This is a genomic window from Streptomyces sp. NPDC007863 (assembly GCF_040633895.1).
Lineage (GTDB): Bacteria > Actinomycetota > Actinomycetes > Streptomycetales > Streptomycetaceae > Streptomyces.
Genome location: NZ_JBEYEI010000010.1, coordinates 266,286 through 281,495 on the forward strand (window position 1 = coordinate 266,286; position 15,210 = coordinate 281,495).

Annotated in this window: 14 protein-coding genes; 12 read left to right on the plus strand and 2 right to left on the minus strand. The window is 67.7% G+C overall.

Translation table 11 applies throughout. From position 1 onward, the window contains the following. The first annotated feature begins 470 nt into the window (after nt 1-470). Nucleotides 471-1,244 carry an AfsR/SARP family transcriptional regulator gene (locus ABZ621_RS18165; protein WP_360605548.1) on the plus strand — a complete coding sequence of 258 codons (774 nt, stop codon included), beginning with the start codon at nt 471-473 and terminating at the stop codon, nt 1,242-1,244. A gap of 35 nt (nt 1,245-1,279) precedes the next feature. Here the strand turns inward: ABZ621_RS18165 and ABZ621_RS18170 are convergent, their stop codons facing one another. Next, the gene (locus ABZ621_RS18170) at nt 1,280-2,281 is read right to left on the minus strand and encodes a DUF2156 domain-containing protein (protein ID WP_360605550.1); all 1,002 of its coding nucleotides are present in this window, start codon (nt 2,279-2,281) and stop codon (nt 1,280-1,282) included. A 257-nt stretch (nt 2,282-2,538) separates the two neighbouring features. On the opposite strand from ABZ621_RS18170, the gene ABZ621_RS18175 reads away from it, so the two are divergent. From ABZ621_RS18175 to ABZ621_RS18225, 11 genes are read left to right on the plus strand one after another with little or no spacing between them, the layout of a single operon-like run. Next, the gene (locus ABZ621_RS18175) at nt 2,539-4,134 is read left to right on the plus strand and encodes an aldehyde dehydrogenase (protein ID WP_360605552.1); all 1,596 of its coding nucleotides are present in this window, start codon (nt 2,539-2,541) and stop codon (nt 4,132-4,134) included. Nucleotides 4,135-4,164: 30 nt separating this feature from the next. Further along, nucleotides 4,165-5,301: an acyl-CoA dehydrogenase family protein gene (locus tag ABZ621_RS18180; protein ID WP_360605554.1), complete on the plus strand. Its 1,137-nt coding sequence runs from the start codon at nt 4,165-4,167 to the stop codon at nt 5,299-5,301. Nucleotides 5,302-5,310: 9 nt separating this feature from the next. Continuing rightward, on the plus strand, nt 5,311-6,603 hold the full coding sequence (locus ABZ621_RS18185) for an aminotransferase class III-fold pyridoxal phosphate-dependent enzyme (RefSeq protein ID WP_360605556.1): 1,293 nt from the start codon (nt 5,311-5,313) through the stop codon (nt 6,601-6,603). A 7-nt stretch (nt 6,604-6,610) separates the two neighbouring features. Further along, nucleotides 6,611-7,111, plus strand: a complete 501-nt coding sequence (locus ABZ621_RS18190) for an SRPBCC family protein (RefSeq protein ID WP_360605558.1) — start codon at nt 6,611-6,613, stop codon at nt 7,109-7,111. Further along, the gene (locus tag ABZ621_RS18195; protein ID WP_360605560.1) at nt 7,111-7,593 is read left to right on the plus strand and encodes a hypothetical protein; all 483 of its coding nucleotides are present in this window, start codon (nt 7,111-7,113) and stop codon (nt 7,591-7,593) included. Before ABZ621_RS18190 ends, ABZ621_RS18195 begins: the two co-directional genes overlap by 1 nt. Beyond that, nucleotides 7,590-8,141: a flavin reductase family protein gene (locus ABZ621_RS18200; protein ID WP_360605562.1), complete on the plus strand. Its 552-nt coding sequence runs from the start codon at nt 7,590-7,592 to the stop codon at nt 8,139-8,141. Before ABZ621_RS18195 ends, ABZ621_RS18200 begins: the two co-directional genes overlap by 4 nt. After that, a complete protein-coding gene (locus tag ABZ621_RS18205; protein ID WP_360605564.1) occupies nt 8,141-9,100 on the plus strand; it encodes a VlmB-like protein in 960 nt (319 codons plus the stop codon). Before ABZ621_RS18200 ends, ABZ621_RS18205 begins: the two co-directional genes overlap by 1 nt. After that, nucleotides 9,097-10,161 carry an acyl-CoA desaturase gene (locus ABZ621_RS18210; protein ID WP_360605566.1) on the plus strand — a complete coding sequence of 355 codons (1,065 nt, stop codon included), beginning with the start codon at nt 9,097-9,099 and terminating at the stop codon, nt 10,159-10,161. The genes ABZ621_RS18205 and ABZ621_RS18210 overlap by 4 nt, the downstream gene beginning before the upstream one ends. Then, complete coding sequence (locus tag ABZ621_RS18215; RefSeq protein WP_360605568.1) at nt 10,161-11,162, plus strand: beta-ketoacyl-ACP synthase III; 1,002 nt, start codon at nt 10,161-10,163, stop codon at nt 11,160-11,162. Before ABZ621_RS18210 ends, ABZ621_RS18215 begins: the two co-directional genes overlap by 1 nt. A 47-nt stretch (nt 11,163-11,209) precedes the next feature. Beyond that, a complete protein-coding gene (locus ABZ621_RS18220) occupies nt 11,210-11,446 on the plus strand; it encodes an acyl carrier protein (RefSeq protein ID WP_360605570.1) in 237 nt (78 codons plus the stop codon). Next, nucleotides 11,446-12,684, plus strand: a complete 1,239-nt coding sequence (locus ABZ621_RS18225; protein WP_360605572.1) for a beta-ketoacyl-[acyl-carrier-protein] synthase family protein — start codon at nt 11,446-11,448, stop codon at nt 12,682-12,684. Before ABZ621_RS18220 ends, ABZ621_RS18225 begins: the two co-directional genes overlap by 1 nt. 71 nt (nt 12,685-12,755) lie before the next feature. On the opposite strand, the gene ABZ621_RS18230 is transcribed toward ABZ621_RS18225, so the two are convergent. After that, entirely contained in the window at nt 12,756-15,017 is a 2,262-nt protein-coding gene (locus tag ABZ621_RS18230) for a molybdopterin-dependent oxidoreductase (protein WP_360605574.1), read from the minus strand. Nucleotides 15,018-15,210 lie beyond the last annotated feature (193 nt).

Consider the following 15,210-nt stretch of genomic DNA (forward strand, 5'->3'; position numbering starts at 1 on the left):
ATCGCGTGTCGGGGTCCGTCGTGACGTCTGCCGGCCTTCGGCTGGCGCCGCCTGACCCCCGCGGGACGGGTTGCTGTACGGGAAGGTGATGTCGTTGCCACCGCGCGTTCTTGCGTATTCCTTTGAATCGGCCCTCGAAGTCGGAGGCAAGTCGATGCGCCGGCGAGTCGATATGCTGTATCGCCTGGTCATGGCGGGATCCGGTATCCGCTCACTCGCCCTCTGCATCCCGAATTCCTCAGGTGAGGCTTGTTGTGGGAGTCAGCCCACGTGTATGTTCTGGCGTCGTCCAGGGGGCGACCCGATCGGCGTGTCCTTCGCGAGGCCTTGACTCGTAATCTCCTGGGAATCTCAGCTTTCTGCCATGCGTCCTCAACGCGTTCGCACGGCAGCAGTCCGTTTCCCGGAGATCCGGTCATGCGCCTTTGTTGTGCGCGTTCGTCTATTCATTACGAAGTCTGGGGGATGGCATGGAGATCGGTGTCCTTGGGCCATTGGCGGTTCTGGATGGCGGCGTCCCGATTGACATCCCCGGAGAGAAGGTCAGGGCCATCATGGCGACGTTGGCCCTGTCTCCAGGGGTGACGGTTTCATCTTTCGATCTGCTTGGCGAGTTGTGGGGTGAGCGGCCCCCGCGGAGCGCCGCGAACTCACTTCAGGGGCACGTTGCGCGCCTGCGGCGGGCGCTCGTCCAGCACAGTGGGAAGGAGACGATGCGCGGGCTGATCCGGACTTCGGGGACCGGGTACATGCTCGCGCTGTCGCCCGCCTGCGTCGACGCGTCGAGGTTCGTGGCCGACGTGGAACTTGCGGGCCGGCTGCGTGGTAGCGATCCGGGGAAGGTTGTCACTGTCCTCGCGGAGGCGTTGGCCACGTGGCGTGGCCCGGCGTTGCTCGACACCGGACACGGCATGATCTGCCGTACGGCTGCGGCCCGGTTGGAGGAGACGCGACTGATGGCGAGAGAGTTGGTCATCGACGCCCGGCTCGCGTTGGGGGCCCATCATGAGGCGGTGCCGGAGCTTGAGGAGCTGCTGTCACGTCATCCGCTCAGGGAGCGCCTGTGTGAGCAGCTCATGACCGCTCTGTACCGCTGTGGCCGTCAGGCGGATGCCATCAGCACGTTTCACAGACTGCGCCACCGCCTCACCGCGGAGCTCGGTCTTGAACCGAGCCCGGCCCTTCAGGGAACCCTGGCCGCGATCCTCCGCCAAGAGGCCGCCCTTCTCCGCGGGCCAAGCTGAGGCCCGGGCCGGCCCGGCGGCCAGGTTCGGCGTCGTCAGATGGACTTGGTCACCCGGAGGATCTGCCAGATGGCCCCGAAGCTGGCACCACCCTCGAACGCCAGGTACTCAGGCAGGACCAGGTGCGGTCCCCACTTCTCCTTGTAAGCCAGCTGGGTGGCGGCCGGATAGACCGATCCGCCCTTCTCCGCCAGGAGCCTCATCAGTCTGCCGGTCAGTGAGCTGTTCCCGGGGAGCTCGCACGCGGGGTCGAGTCCGGTGAACGGGGTGAAGCCGAAGTGCAGCCACTCGGCACCCTCCTCGATGAACTTCTGGACCGCGGCAGCGTTGATCGCCTCCATGACACCGGGCATGGCATGGGGCAGTCGCCGGCTCAGATCGTGAAGCCAGCCCGGCCGAGCACCGTACGACGGCGAGTAGGAGATGTAGGCCACGAGCTCGTCGTCGACGAAGCCGGCGAACAGTCGGCGGTGACGCTGTGCCGGGCCTCCCAACTGCCCCACCAGGAACTCGATCTCCTTCACGTGCCTGCCCTTCGACCGAAGCCAGGCCCGGTCGACCGCTTCGATCCGGTTCTCGGCGTCGAGGTACGAGACCTCTCGCACGTCCAGTCCGCTGCGTGTCGCTCGCGATATCTTGTTGCGCAGCTTCACGAACCGTGTGCCACGCAGAGTGAAATCAGGAAGATGGACGGCGTACGACGAGCCGACCTGGTTCACGGTGAAACCCTCGGAGCTGTAGAGCTCGGCGTCCGCCCGCTGCAGCTGGATACTCACCACCTTCCTGCGTGTCTTCCGTGCGTGCCCCAGGAAATCGCGTATCGCTGAACGCTGCTGTTCGGGGGGTCCGAAGACTCCGCCGAACTGAATCAAGTACCTTCCGGCGGCTCGGTAAGCGATAACGCATCCGTCCCCGTGGTGGAAGTACTCGTTCCCCTCATTGACCGCGAGGAAAGCGCTGGGATTGTCTCCATGTTCTCCCACTGCTTTCAGAGCCGATCCCAGAATTTGCTCTGACGGCTCCACCGACTGACTCATCAGCGCACTCCATCGTCATATCCCAAGCAGGTTTCGCGAACGTAACAGTAGGCGGCGGCAGGGTGCTGACAGCTTCGTATCAGTGGGATCTCAGCCGCCTTCAAGACGGCTCTGGAATCATCCCGACGAGGTCAGCGTCGTGAGAATCCGAACCGTGAGGAGCATTCGTGGGCAGTACACAGCTGTCTCGCCCGGTGTCGCAGCGGAGATCCGATCCACCTCGAAAATCCGACCCTCTGCGCACTTATCACTCCTATGTGAAGGGGGAGCCGCTGGAGGGTGCTGACTGGGTCTACGTCCTCGACTCCAGCGCGCTGCTCGATGACGTCTTCTCGAGTCTGACCCTCAAGCGCAAGCTGGAACAGGGGCTCGTCACCGTCGCCGACCAGCGCGGTGCCGTCGTGGGACGGGTCGCCAAGGCGGATCGCGTGACGATCCAGAAGGCGACCGACGCCGCGGCGGAGGCCGCGCCCAGCTGGGGCGCGTACCCGCTCGACGTACGGATCGACCGGCTTGGCCGGCTCATCCACCAGAGGCTCTCCGAGCGCGCCGAGGAGATAGCGGAGATCCTCGTCGCAGAGGGGCATCCACTGATGCTCGCCCAGTGGCAGGTATCGGGCATGCTGGAATGCTTCGGCTCCGAGTCCATCGCCTTCTACCGGTCCCAGATGCTGCAGGAGTTCCACCGAGGGGAGCGGCGTCTGCTCGTTCGGCGGCAGCCCGATGGTGTGGTGTGTCTCAACCCACCGCAGAACGCGCCGCTCTCCAGCGCTCTGCTCGGCGTCACCGCTGTCATGGGCGGCAACGCGCTGATCGTCCGTGCCCCGCGCAGCGGCCCACTCGGCGTGATGTACGTGATGCAGGAGATCGTGGCCCCCGCACTCGACGAGGTGGGCGCTCCTCCGGGAACCCTGAACGTGGTCTGCGGAGACCCAGGGCCCATGCTCTCTGCCTGGTTGGCCAGTCCGGAGGTGAACGACATCATCTACTTCGGCAGCAGCGAGAACGGCACCAAGTTCGAAGCACGCTGTGTGGCGCAGGGCAAGAAGCCGATCCTCGAACTCGCAGGCAACGACGTCGTGACCGTCTGGAAGGACGCGGACCTCGACCTGGCCGCGGAGGCCCTGACCGAGAGTTTCTACGGTTCCGGGCAGCTGTGCATGATCCCCAACCAGGTGCTTGTGCACCCGGACGTGGCTGACGAACTGATCGCCGCACTCGTGCGCAAGGTCGGCCACATCCGGCCTGGCTACCCGACCGAGCCTGACGTCCTGCTCACACCCGTGCTGCGCAACGAGAAGTTCTTCACGTTCCTCGGTGACGCGGTGGCCAAGGGAGCCGAGCTGGCCTGTGGCGGTCACGCCATGCAACTGGACGAGAGCCGCGACCCGAACGGGATCTTCCTCGAACCGACGGTGATCGTCGTCCGAGGCCTGGCAGCGGCCCGCGAAGTCGACGCGGTACAGCACGAGACGTTCTTCCCCCTGCTTCCCATCGTGGTCGCCGAGCAGGCGCCCGACGAGGAACTCCTCGAGCGGTTCATCGACTTCGTGAACTCGAACGCGTACGGACTGCGCAACTCACTGTGGGCCAAGGACGCCAAGACGGTCGACCGGTTCGTGGCCAGAGTGAGCAACGGAGGACTGCTCAAAGTCAACGACTCCCACATCGGGTTCCTGCCCTGTCTGCCCACCCACGGCGGTACGGGGCTCACGGGCGGAGTCTTCGGCGAGGCCAACTACCCGATCCTGCGGACCTCTCATGTCCAGGGCGTGAGCATCAGCACCGGATCCCGCCCGCGTGACGCGGTCTTCGGCGCCTGGCGGACTCTGCGCGACACGAGGAACCCGTAACCTTCCCGCCCCCTGCCAAGGAGTCTCTCCATGCGCGCACTGGATGCCGCACGCCAGACCTGTGACCGCTATCTGCCCGGATTGCTGGACGCCCTCGGCGAACACTCGCTGGAAGACCTGGAACGTCCGGGCAGTCCGGCGATCGACCTCTTCCGTACGCATGGCGGCCCCGGTCTGGTCATCCCCAAGACGTACTCCGGGCTCGGCGCCGGACCGCTGGAAGCGATGGATGTGACACGGGCTCTCGCCGCGACGTCACCCTCGCTGGCCGTGGCCACCACGATGCATCACTTCTCCGTCGCCACCCTCTTCTCCCTCGCGGACAGCCTGCAGAGCAGCGGAGTCGAATGGGTACTTCTCGAGGGAATCGTGGAGCAGAACCTTCTCGTGGCGTCCGCCTTCGCGGAGGGTCGGCCGGGAAGCGGCATTCTCACCCCGGCGATGCGGGCACGGGCGGAGGGGAAGGGCTTCCGTATCAACGGCTCGAAGAAGCCGTGCAGCCTCTCCGCCTCCATGGACCTCCTGACGGCCAGCGTCGCACTGCCGAACGAGGACGGAAGCAGCGACATGGCCGTGCTGCTCGTTCCCCGCCAGACCGAAGGCCTGAGCGTTCACCCCTTCTGGTCGAGCTGGGCCCTCGCGGGCGCGGAGAGCGACGAAGTGCGGCTCACCGACGTATTCGTCGACGAGCAGCAGGTCATGCGCACCGAACTGGGCGACAGCGGCGAGTTGGACAAGCTGCAGACCGTCGGCTTCATCTGGTTCGAGATGCTGATCAGCGCCTCGTACTGCGGCATCGCCGGCGCGCTCGCGGAGCGCGTGATCAAGGCCGGCCGAGGCTCGGTCTCCGAGCGGGCCCAACTGGCCACGAGGCTCGAGTCGGCCTCCCTCCTGCTGGAGGGAATCGCCCGGATGATCGCGGCGGGAGAGAACGACAACACCGCTCTCGGCAAGGCTCTCGTGGCACGCTACGGCGCGCAGGACGCCATAGCGGACGCCGTGCGACAGGCCGTCGAACTCCTCGGCGGGATGGCGTTCATCAGCAGCGGCGACATCGGCTATCTGGCGGCCGCGTCGAACGGTCTCTCCTTCCACCCCCCGTCGCGTTCCAGCTTCGCCGCACCCTTCGTCGACCATGTGGCCGGCCAGCCGTTGCGGCTGGCGTGAGGAAACCAGATGACCAACTCCTCGGATCCCCCCTCCTACGACCGCGATCACATCGGCCGGCTCTACCGGGCGAACCTCAGCAAGGGCCGTGCCACGCTGGGGGAGCTCTTCGGTGGCCACATCGAGACCCTGTCGCAGGGAGCGTGGATCACCACCCATGACGGCCGTCGGTTCCTCAACTGCGGCAGCTACGGCGTCCTGATCACCGGCGCCCGCCATCCCACGGTCGTGCGCCACGTCGCCGAGCAGCTCGACCGGCACCCGGTGGCCAGCCGTGTCTTCCTCGAACCACAGGCCGCGCTCGCGGCGCAGGCACTGGTGGCCAAGGCCCCGGAGGGCCTGGAGCGGGTCCACTTCGCCTGCTCGGGGGCCGAGGCCGTGGAGACCGCGATCAAGCTCGCCCGCACGCTGGGCAAGGACCAGCTGATCGCCACGCATCACGGCTACCACGGCAAGACCATGGGCGCCCTGAGCATGACCGGCAAGGACGTCTTCCAGGAACCGTTCCGACCCCTCCTTCCCGGCGTCCACCATGTGCCTTACGGCGATGCGGCGGCCCTCGAAGGCCTTCTGGCGACCATGCCGGGCCGGGCGTGCTTCGTTGTCGAACCCGTCCAGGGCGAGGCGGGGGTCGTTCTGCCCCCGTCCGGATACCTACGGGAGGTGCGGGCCCTCTGCCGCGCCTACGACGCGTTCTTCGTCCTGGACGAGATCCAGACCGGCCTGGGTCGGCTCGGTACCTGGTGGGGGGCCGACGACGAGGGCGTCACTCCCGACGCCCTGCTCGCGGGCAAGGCTCTCGGAGGCGGCATCATGCCGGTCTCCGCCGTACTCGCCACCCCGGAGGCGTTCACCGCCTTCGACAAAGACCCCTATCTGCACACCTCGACCTTCTCCGGAACACCCCTTGCCATGGCTGCCGTACGCGGGGCCCTGACCGCCATCGAGGAGGAGGGCCTGGTGGCGCGTGCCCGCGAACTGGGCAGCGACATGCTGGGCGTCATCGCGGGTATCGCCCGTGAGCACTTCGGGGAGATCGTGCGCGAGGTACGAGGACGCGGCCTGCTGATCGGCATCGAGTTCGCCGTCCCGGGACCGGCGGGAGATCTCCTGATCGAGTTGATCTCGCACGGAGTTGTGGCCAACCACTCGCTCAACTCGCACCTGGTGCTCCGGCTCACACCGCCCGCGATTCTGAACGCCGCGGAAGTGCAGTTCCTGTACGAGGCGTTCGACCGCGCATGTCTCGCGCAGGCAGCCCGATACGTTCCGACTTACGAAGGTGGCTCCGCCCATGCGTAGTGTTCACGTGGCCGTCGATCTGCCCGGCATCTCCGCGACTGCCGGTTATGACCAGGTGGGGCAGTTCGCCCGGTACCCCGAACTCGTGCCCGTGGTCCGTTCCGTGACCGTCCACGAGATCAACGCCGAAATGGAGACCAGCGAATGGGAGGTGTACTTCCGCAACGGCATTCTGCGCTGGACCGAGTCCGACCACTTCCGGCCGGAGGACCTCTCCATCGTCTTCAACCAACTGGAGGGGGATTTCGACGCGTTCGCGGGCAGTTGGCAGATCTCCGGGACAGCGGATGGATGCCGGGTCGACTTCCGGGCCGAGTTCGACTTCGGTATCCCCAGCCTTGCCGGAATCCTCGACCCCGTTGCCCAACGAGTCATCAAGGAGACCATCGCGCGGGTCGTCATCGGACTCTTCGGAAGGGGATCCGTCGTCGGCGACGAAGCCCTCGCCCTGGCCGTGGCACAGCCTCCGGCGGCGCCGCCCTCCCTCGCCGACGCACAGGTGAACTGATGGACACCAAGAACCTGTTCATGACACCCACGACCTTCCGTCTGATCCGGGCGGAGTACGGCCTGGGGCTCGTGGTGTGCGTGGTGCTCTTCTTCGCCCATCTCGACGAGGTTCGCTGGTGGCCGGCCATCGGACTCTTCGTCTACATCGACCTCATCGGCTATCTGCCCGGAGCGGTCCGGTTCCGGCGACGGGGCGGCCACGGAGTGCCGAAGACGTACTACGTGCTCTACAACACGATGCACAGCCTCGCCATCCAGGGCCTCGTCGCTCTCGCGTGGATCTGGCTGTGGGGATTCGAATGGGCGCTGCTGGCTCTGCCGATCCACCTCTTCGGCGACCGGGCGTTGTTCGGCAACTACCTCAAGCCCTTCGGGCTGCGCTTCGAGCCCGAGACCCACGAGGCGTACCGGCTCTTTCGCACCCAGTACCGGGCCGGCGCCTCAACGGGCGGCGTCGCCTCACCGAGCACACCCGCATGACGAGCGCTGCCGTCGGCCGGCCGTCACCACGGGCGACCACCGCTGATCCCGCACTGCACCGCACCGTGCGGAACTTCGTCACCGGTGTGGCGGTGCTGACGTACGGGAGCGCGGAGGCGGCCGAGGGCATCACGGTCAGCACACTGATCGTGATACCCGGTGATCCGCCCATGGTCTGTGTCGCGCTCCGGTGCGGCAGTCGCGGCCTGAGCTCCCTCCTCGCGGCATCGACCTTCATGGCGAACGGCCTGGCCGCCGAACACGAGTACCTCGCTCGCCATTTCGCTCGTCGCCACCGGCCCCGAGGGTTGGACCAGCTGCCCCCAGAGGCATGGGCAGAGCCCAGGACCTGCGCGGCGCCCCGGCTTCGCGGCGCCGTTTCCTGGCTCGAATGCCGAATCGTCCGGACCGTCGGTGTCGGCGGTCACGAGCTCGTGATGGCGCGCGTGCTGTCCGGTGCCGCCGGATCCGGAGCTCCCCTGGTCAACTTCGCCGGCGCGCTGCTCGCCGGACCGTCCTGTACACCGCACACGGAAAGGAAACAGTGATGACGTCAGCGCACATCCCCGTCGAAGCGGACTGGGACCAGGCGCCCTCGCTCATGGAGGGGGCGCTGAACCTCGAACTCTCGGCCGCGACATGCGACCTGTCCTACTGGCTCAACGCCGTGCCCCAGGGAACCCTGCGTGGGCGCGTGCTGGGGCACTCCGACTCCGTCCGGCCGCTGGACGTCGTCCGCCAGGAGGGTCCCCTCAACACCGCCTTGAAGCAGGAGCTGGCCTTCCGGTCCCTCGCCGAGGAGAAGGCGACCCGGGCCATCGGCCACCTGGTCGCCTTGGCCCCGGACAACGACTGCATGGAGTTCTATGCCACCCAGCTCATCGACGAGGCCCGGCACGCCATGGTGTTCCGCAGCCACCTCCTTCAGCTGGGAACCGCCGAGCGCGAGCTGTCCGCCGAGATCGACCGACTGGCAGCCGACGACCGGGACGCCATCCTCGTACCACTGGAGGACTTCGGTCTGCGCGTGCTTCGCGACGAGCGGGACTTCATCGGCGGCGTACTGATCCTGACGGTACTCGTGGAGGGTGTGCTCGCCCCGGCCGCGGAGCTCAGCGAGCGGAAGTGGCGGGTCTTCGACCCCGCCGCGGCCGACATCGAACGGGGTGCCGGCATCGACGAGATCCGCCATCTGACCGTCGGCAGCTCCATCCTGCGCGAACACCTCCGTAGGCGGCCGCAGGACAAGCCGAGGCTGCTGGAGCTCATGGCGGAGGGTTACAAGCTCTGGGGGAGGCTGCCCACCTCCGAGCAGCTGCTACGCCGGGAGAACCTGTTCCAGCAGGGTATCCAGGAGCACGGTCATCTGCTGGGCGACTACGAGGCATGGCCGGGACGTCGCCTCAAGGACACCACTCCTCAGGAGCGCATGGAGACGGGGCAGGACTGGGCCCATCGCATGCAGCGCACCCGACTGGCGTTCATGGGACTCGAGGAGGCGGTATGACCACGACCAGCGGCGCCGCCGGCCCCGTCCCGGCAAGCTTCGACGAAGTCTCCCGCCTGGTCAGGCGTGAGGGCCTGATGAACCTGCAGCCCGGTTACTACACGTTCAAGATCATCTGTAATGCGCTTCTGCTCGCCGCCGGCTGGGCCGCCTTCGCCCTCCTCGGGGAGAGCTGGTGGCAGCTCGCCGTCGCGGCCTTCCTGGCCTTGTGTTTCGGTCAGACCGATCTCATCGGCCACGACGCCGGACACCGGCAGATCTTCCGTAAGCGCCTCGGCGGCGACGTCATCGGCTACATCCACGGCAACCTGCTCACCGGGGTCAGTTTCGGCTGGTGGGTGGGGCACCACACGAAGCACCACAACTACCCCAACCACCTTTCCCGCGACCCCGACATCCTTCGGCGGCAGGTCATCTTCGACCCGAAGGACAGGGCGAAGAAGACCGGGGCGCTCGCACGGTTCATCGTGCGACACCAGGCGTGGATGTTCTATCTGGTGATCATGGCGGAAGGGCTGCGCATGCACCTCTCCGGGTACATCGCGGCCCGCAAGGGGGCTCTGAATCAGCACGTGGCGGTGGACCTCGGACTCCTGACGCTGCACATCGTCGGCTACCTCGGCGTGGTCTTCGCCGTCCTGTCGCCGGCGAAGGCGCTGGCGTTCATCGCGGTGCACCAGGCGCTCTTCGGCTTCTACATGGGGCTGCTGTTCGCGCCCAACCACAAGGGCCTGCCCGTGCGGGACGGCAAGGAGGAGGAGCTGGGCTGGCTCACCCGCCAGGTGGTGACCTCTCGCAACATCCTGCCCCACCGCGTCACCGACTTCTTCTACGGCGGACTGAACTACCAGATAGAGCACCATCTGTTTCCCTCCATGCCACGCCGCAACTTGCGCCGGGCCCAGCCGCTGGTGAAGCGATACCTGCTGGAACACGGCATGCCCTACGTGGAGGTATCGCTGTTGCGGTCCTACCTGGACGTGTCCGACTATCTCGGCGACGTCAGCAGCCAGGTGGCCGAGGCCGAGCGGACCGCGAAGTCCCGTGTGGGTGAAGCCTGATGGGGCACGCCGCGGTCCTGTGCGGCCTGGGCACCTGGCTTCCCCCGCACGTGGTCACCAACGAGGACCTGGCCCGGGAGCTCGACACGTCCGACGAATGGATCCGCAGCCGCACCGGGGTCGGACAGCGCCACGTCGCCGGCCCTGGTATGGCGACCTCGGACCTCGCGGTCGAAGCCGGCCGGCGGGCGCTGAAGTCCGCGGCGACGGATTCGGTGGACGCCGTCATTCTGGCGACGACCACTCCCGACCGCCCGTGCCCGGGCACGGCCCCCTCGGTGGCAACCCAGCTCGGTCTCGGCAACGTGCCCGCCTTCGACCTGGCAGCGGTATGCACGGGTTTCCTGTACGCACTCGCGGCCGCCGGCGGTCTCATCGCCGCCGGGACAGCCGGCAGCGTGCTGGTCATCGGCGCGGAGACGTACTCCAGCATCCTTGATCCGCAGGACCGTTCCACACGCGCCATCTTCGGAGACGGAGCCGGGGCCGTCGTCCTCCGTGCGGGTGACCCCCATGAGGCCGGAGCCCTGGGGCCGCTGGTGCTGGGGAGTGACGGCACGGGGAGCGAAATGATCAAGGTCCCCTCAGGCGGAGCGCGCGACCCCATCCGCGCCGAGACCATCGCCACGGCCGACCCCTACTTCCGCATGTCGGGTAGGCAGGTCTTCCGCCATGCCGTCGAACGCATGACGGATGCCTCGGTCGAGGCCGCGGCCCGGGCCGGGTGGGAGCCCTCGGACATCGACGTCTTCATCGTCCATCAGGCCAACGTCCGCATCATGCACGCGGTTGCCGACCAGCTGCGGCTGCCGCGAGCGCGCTTCCCCGTGCACCTGGACCGGGTCGGCAACACCGCTGCGGCGTCCATCCCCCTGGCGATGGCCGATGCGGTCGGAGCGGGCACGCTGCGGGCCGGGCACCGCACGGCGATGGCCGCCTTCGGCGGCGGGCTGACCTGGGGCGCCTCCACCCTGACCTGGCCCGACGTCACTCCGAACTAACGCCCCCACACCATCCCTCACCTACCTCGACAACAAGGAGCGACATCATGAACACCTACGACCGGCTGGTCCAGCTGCTGGTGGGGAACTTCGGCTTCGAGGCCGAGGAAGTCAACCCCGCGGACACCTTCAGCAAGCTCGAGCTCGACTCGCTCGCCCTGGTGGAACTCACCCTGGTGGTCCAGCAGGAGTTCGGTATCAAGCTCTCCGACGACGACCTGGAGGCCGACGAGACCCTCGAGCGGGCCGCGACCGTCATCGAGAGCAAGCTGGCGGTGGGCTGATGCCGGACTCCGTCGGCAGGTTCAACGTCGCGGTCACCGGCATCGGCATGGTGACCGCGGCGGGGGTCGGCACCAGGACCGCCTGGAAGGTGATCAAGGACCCGGAGGGTACGGCCGCGGCCCCGGTCCCGGCCCTCGCCGGCATGCCGGCCGAGATCGGTTGCTGGATCCCGGAATTCGACGCGGCCGCCGTGATCGGCAGACGCAAGGCATGGCGGATCGACCGCAGCAGCCAGTTCGCGATCGCCGCCGCCGCCGAAGCGGTGGCGGACAGCGGTCTGAACCCCGCCGGCTGGGACGGCACCCGCGTCGGCGTGGTCCTCGGCAGCGGCATCGGAGGTGCCGCCAGCTGGGAGAAGCAGCACCATGTGCTGCTGGACGAAGGACCACTGAGGGTCTCGCCGCTCCTGATCCCGATGCTCGCCGTGAACATGTCCGCCGGATATGTGGCTATGGAACACGGAGCTCGGGGACCCAACCTCGTCACGGCAACAGCATGCGCGTCCGGCACCACCGCCATCGGTACGGCACGCGACCTGCTGCGGCAGGGCGTATGCGACGTGGTCATCACCGGGGGTACGGAGGCATGTCTCATCCCCTCCATCATCACCGGCTTCAGCCAGATGGGAGCGCTGACCGGTCGGCACACCGACCCTCGCGCCGCCTCCCGCCCCTTCGACACCGACCGGGACGGATTCGTACCCGCCGAGGGAGCCGCCGTCCTCGTGCTGGAACGGACGCACGACGCTCGGGCCCGCGGAGCCAGGGTCTACGCGAACATATCCGGGTACGGAGCGTCTGCGGACGCCCACCATGCCACCGCTCCGGAACCCGAGGGAACGGGAGCCGAACTCGCCCTGCGGGCAGCCCTGCACGATGCGGGCATCTCTCCGGACTCCGTCGACCACGTCAACGCACACGGCACCTCCACCCCCCTGAACGACGCCATGGAGTCGAAGCTGATCCGTCGAGTCCTCGGCGATCGTCCCGCGGTCACGTCGGTCAAAGGAGTGGTGGGGCACTCGCTCGGCGCCGCGGGGGCCATCGAAGCGGCCGTCACCGCTCTCACCATCGACCAAGGCCTGATCCCGCCCACGGCCAATCTCGAGAACCTCGACCCACAGATCGAGCTGGACGTCGTCTCGAAGGCCCCACGTGCCGCGGACGTACAGGTCGCCGTGAGCAACTCCTTCGGCTTCGGCGGGCAGAATGCCGTCCTCGTGTTCACGAAGTCGTGACGCGCAGGGCTCCGCCCTGCCTGTGAGCGGTCACGGGCAGGGCGGTGTCATGTCTGTGACCGTCCACATCCTCACACTCGGACCGGCTCTCCTTCTCCGGCCGAGACTTCCACCGGCACGGCGTTGAAGACGGCGTTGCCCGACAGCGGGTCCACGACCAGCTCGTCGGTCAGCGCGTTCACGTTCACGCCCGGCTCCTTGGCCGCGTACGCGAGACGGGTTCCGACGCGGCCATGACCCCAGCCGTGCGGCAGGCTCACCACCCCGGGACCGACCCTGTCGGTCGGCTCGGCCGGAACCACGACCGTGCCCGCCCGCCCCCGCACCGTCACATCGTCGCCGGTCGCGACGCCGAGTCGCCGCGCGTCCTCCGGGTTGATCTCAAGTGTGCAGCGGTTGCTCCCGCCGGACAGCGCCGCCGTGTTGTGCGTCCAGCTGTTGACCGAGCGCAGGTGGCGCCGGCCGATGAGCAGGAAGCCGTCGCCACGCGCCCGCTCCCCCGCCAGCCACCGTCTCAGCCGGGGGACGTCGCCGGCCAGCGGCGCGGGGCACAGCTCCACTCTTCCCGACTCGGTCACCAGGACCTCGTCGAGCCGGGGGCGAAGCGGTCCGAAGTCCACCCCCTGCGGCCGCGCACGCAGTGCGGCGAGATTCACTCCGTCCGGGCGGACCCCGAAGCCATCCCCGAAGGCACCCAGCCGGAGCATCATGTCGATCCGCAGCTCCGTGCTGTCCTCGCCGCTCAGCAGAGCCCTGAGCTCGGCTGGATCGCGGCCGTGCAGAGGTGATCCAGGCATGCCCACCACCGCGGCGAGCGTCTTGTCGATGATCATCCCGTCCAGGGTCGCCGGGTCGGCCCCCGGACCCGCTCCGGTGATGATCAGCGTCAGTTTGGCGAGGATCTCCGCCTCACTGGGACGACCCTCCGGCCGCTGGACCAGCGGGGGTGAATAGCGGGCGATCCGCCGAACGGCCAGACGTGACAGCACGATGTCGAAGTGCCCTGATTCGACCACCCGGGGCGGCGGCAGGATGACGTCGGCGTGCCGCGTCGTCTCGTTCACGTACGGATCGACGGCCACCATGAAGTCCAGATCCGCCAGCGAGCGATCCAGCCGCTCGCCGTTGGGCGCGCCCAGCACCGGGTTGCACGCGATGGCGATCAGCCCACGCACCTGCCCCTGGCCGGGGGTGTCGATCTCGTCCGCGAGCGTGGCCACGGGGAACTCGCCCAGGACCTCGGGCAGCCGACGAACCCGGCTGTGCCAGCGGCCGAGTGTCAGCGGTCCCATCGGGCGCATGGCGTTGTGCTGAGCTTCGCCGAACATCGCGCCGCCGGGACGGTCCAGATTGCCGGTGAGGGCGTTGAGCACATCCACGAGCCAGCTCGTCAGGGTGCCGAAGGCAGCCGTGCTGGTTCCCAGCCGCGTGTACACGGCGGCGGCGCCGGCGGCGGCCAGGTCGCGGGCCAGACCCCGGATGGTCTCGGCGTCGGTGCCGCAGGCTGCGGCCACCGCTTCTGGGGCGAAGTCACCTGCGGCTAGGCGTAGTTCTTCGACACCGGCGTACAGGTGGGAGTCGAGGGGCGCCGTCAGCCGCTCGTCGAACAGCGTATGCACGATCGCGAAGAGCAGGAGAGCATCACTGCCAGGACGAATCGCCACATGCTGGTCCGCGGCGTCCGCGGTGCGGGTGCGTCGCGGATCCACCACGACGAGGCGGCCTCCGCGCGCCTTCAACGCCCGGATTCGGCCCGGAAGGTCGGGGGCGGTCCACAGACTGCCGTTGGATACCAATGGGTTGGCACCCAGGATGAGCAGGTGGTCGCTCCGGTCGATGTCGGGCACCGGAATGGCCCAGGGGTCACCGAACATCAGACCGCTGGAGACGTTCTTGGGCATCTGGTCGACCGTGCTGGAACTGAAGACGTTCCTGCTTCCGAGGAACTCGCGCAGTACCGCCACGTGCAGGGGTATGCCGACAGAGTGGATCACAGGGTTGCCGTAGAAGAGCGCCAAGGCGTCCTTGCCGTGCTCCGCCGCCACACGGGCCAGACCACGCGCCACCTCGTCGAAGGCCTCATCCCAGCTCACCTCGGCGAACGAGCCGTCCGGCTGCCGCACCAGAGGCACTTCGAGCCGGTCCGGGTCCTGGTCGATCGCGCCCAGGGCGATGCCCTTGGGGCACACGTAACCCTTGCTGAAGACGTCGTCCTGGTCGCCGCGCACCTTGACCACACGGCCGTCCTCGATGTCGACCCGTAGCCCGCATCCGGCCTCGCAGAGCGGGCATATGCGGTGATGAGTGGACGGTGCGGCATGAGGGCTCACCATGGGACTGACATCTCCTCGCGACCGCCGACCACCGCGCTCTGCCGCCAGGCAGATCCTCGGCGTCGACGGTCGGTGGCTGGGTGGGGAAGTGGTGCGAGTCAGGTTCCACGCTTCCAGAGGCCCCTGGCAGGGTCCTTGCATATCGCTGAGACGCGCGTCTCAGCAGGCTCTGAGAGGGCGCTACCTAAGCTCT

What these genes read in the sequence shown, in the direction of transcription:
- ABZ621_RS18205 (WP_360605564.1), top strand. Translation starts at nt 8,141, where the DNA reads ATGACGTCAGCGCACATCCCCGTCGAAGCGGACTGGGACCAGGCGCCC.
- ABZ621_RS18215 (WP_360605568.1), top strand. Translation starts at nt 10,161, where the DNA reads ATGGGGCACGCCGCGGTCCTGTGCGGCCTGGGCACCTGGCTTCCCCCG.
- ABZ621_RS18195 (WP_360605560.1), top strand. Translation starts at nt 7,111, where the DNA reads ATGGACACCAAGAACCTGTTCATGACACCCACGACCTTCCGTCTGATC.
- ABZ621_RS18185 (WP_360605556.1), top strand. Translation starts at nt 5,311, where the DNA reads ATGACCAACTCCTCGGATCCCCCCTCCTACGACCGCGATCACATCGGC.
- ABZ621_RS18210 (WP_360605566.1), top strand. Translation starts at nt 9,097, where the DNA reads ATGACCACGACCAGCGGCGCCGCCGGCCCCGTCCCGGCAAGCTTCGAC.
- ABZ621_RS18200 (WP_360605562.1), top strand. Translation starts at nt 7,590, where the DNA reads ATGACGAGCGCTGCCGTCGGCCGGCCGTCACCACGGGCGACCACCGCT.
- ABZ621_RS18230 (WP_360605574.1), bottom strand. Translation starts at nt 15,017, where the DNA reads ATGGTGAGCCCTCATGCCGCACCGTCCACTCATCACCGCATATGCCCG.
- ABZ621_RS18220 (WP_360605570.1), top strand. Translation starts at nt 11,210, where the DNA reads ATGAACACCTACGACCGGCTGGTCCAGCTGCTGGTGGGGAACTTCGGC.
- ABZ621_RS18170 (WP_360605550.1), bottom strand. Translation starts at nt 2,281, where the DNA reads ATGAGTCAGTCGGTGGAGCCGTCAGAGCAAATTCTGGGATCGGCTCTG.
- ABZ621_RS18225 (WP_360605572.1), top strand. Translation starts at nt 11,446, where the DNA reads ATGCCGGACTCCGTCGGCAGGTTCAACGTCGCGGTCACCGGCATCGGC.
- ABZ621_RS18180 (WP_360605554.1), top strand. Translation starts at nt 4,165, where the DNA reads ATGCGCGCACTGGATGCCGCACGCCAGACCTGTGACCGCTATCTGCCC.
- ABZ621_RS18165 (WP_360605548.1), top strand. Translation starts at nt 471, where the DNA reads ATGGAGATCGGTGTCCTTGGGCCATTGGCGGTTCTGGATGGCGGCGTC.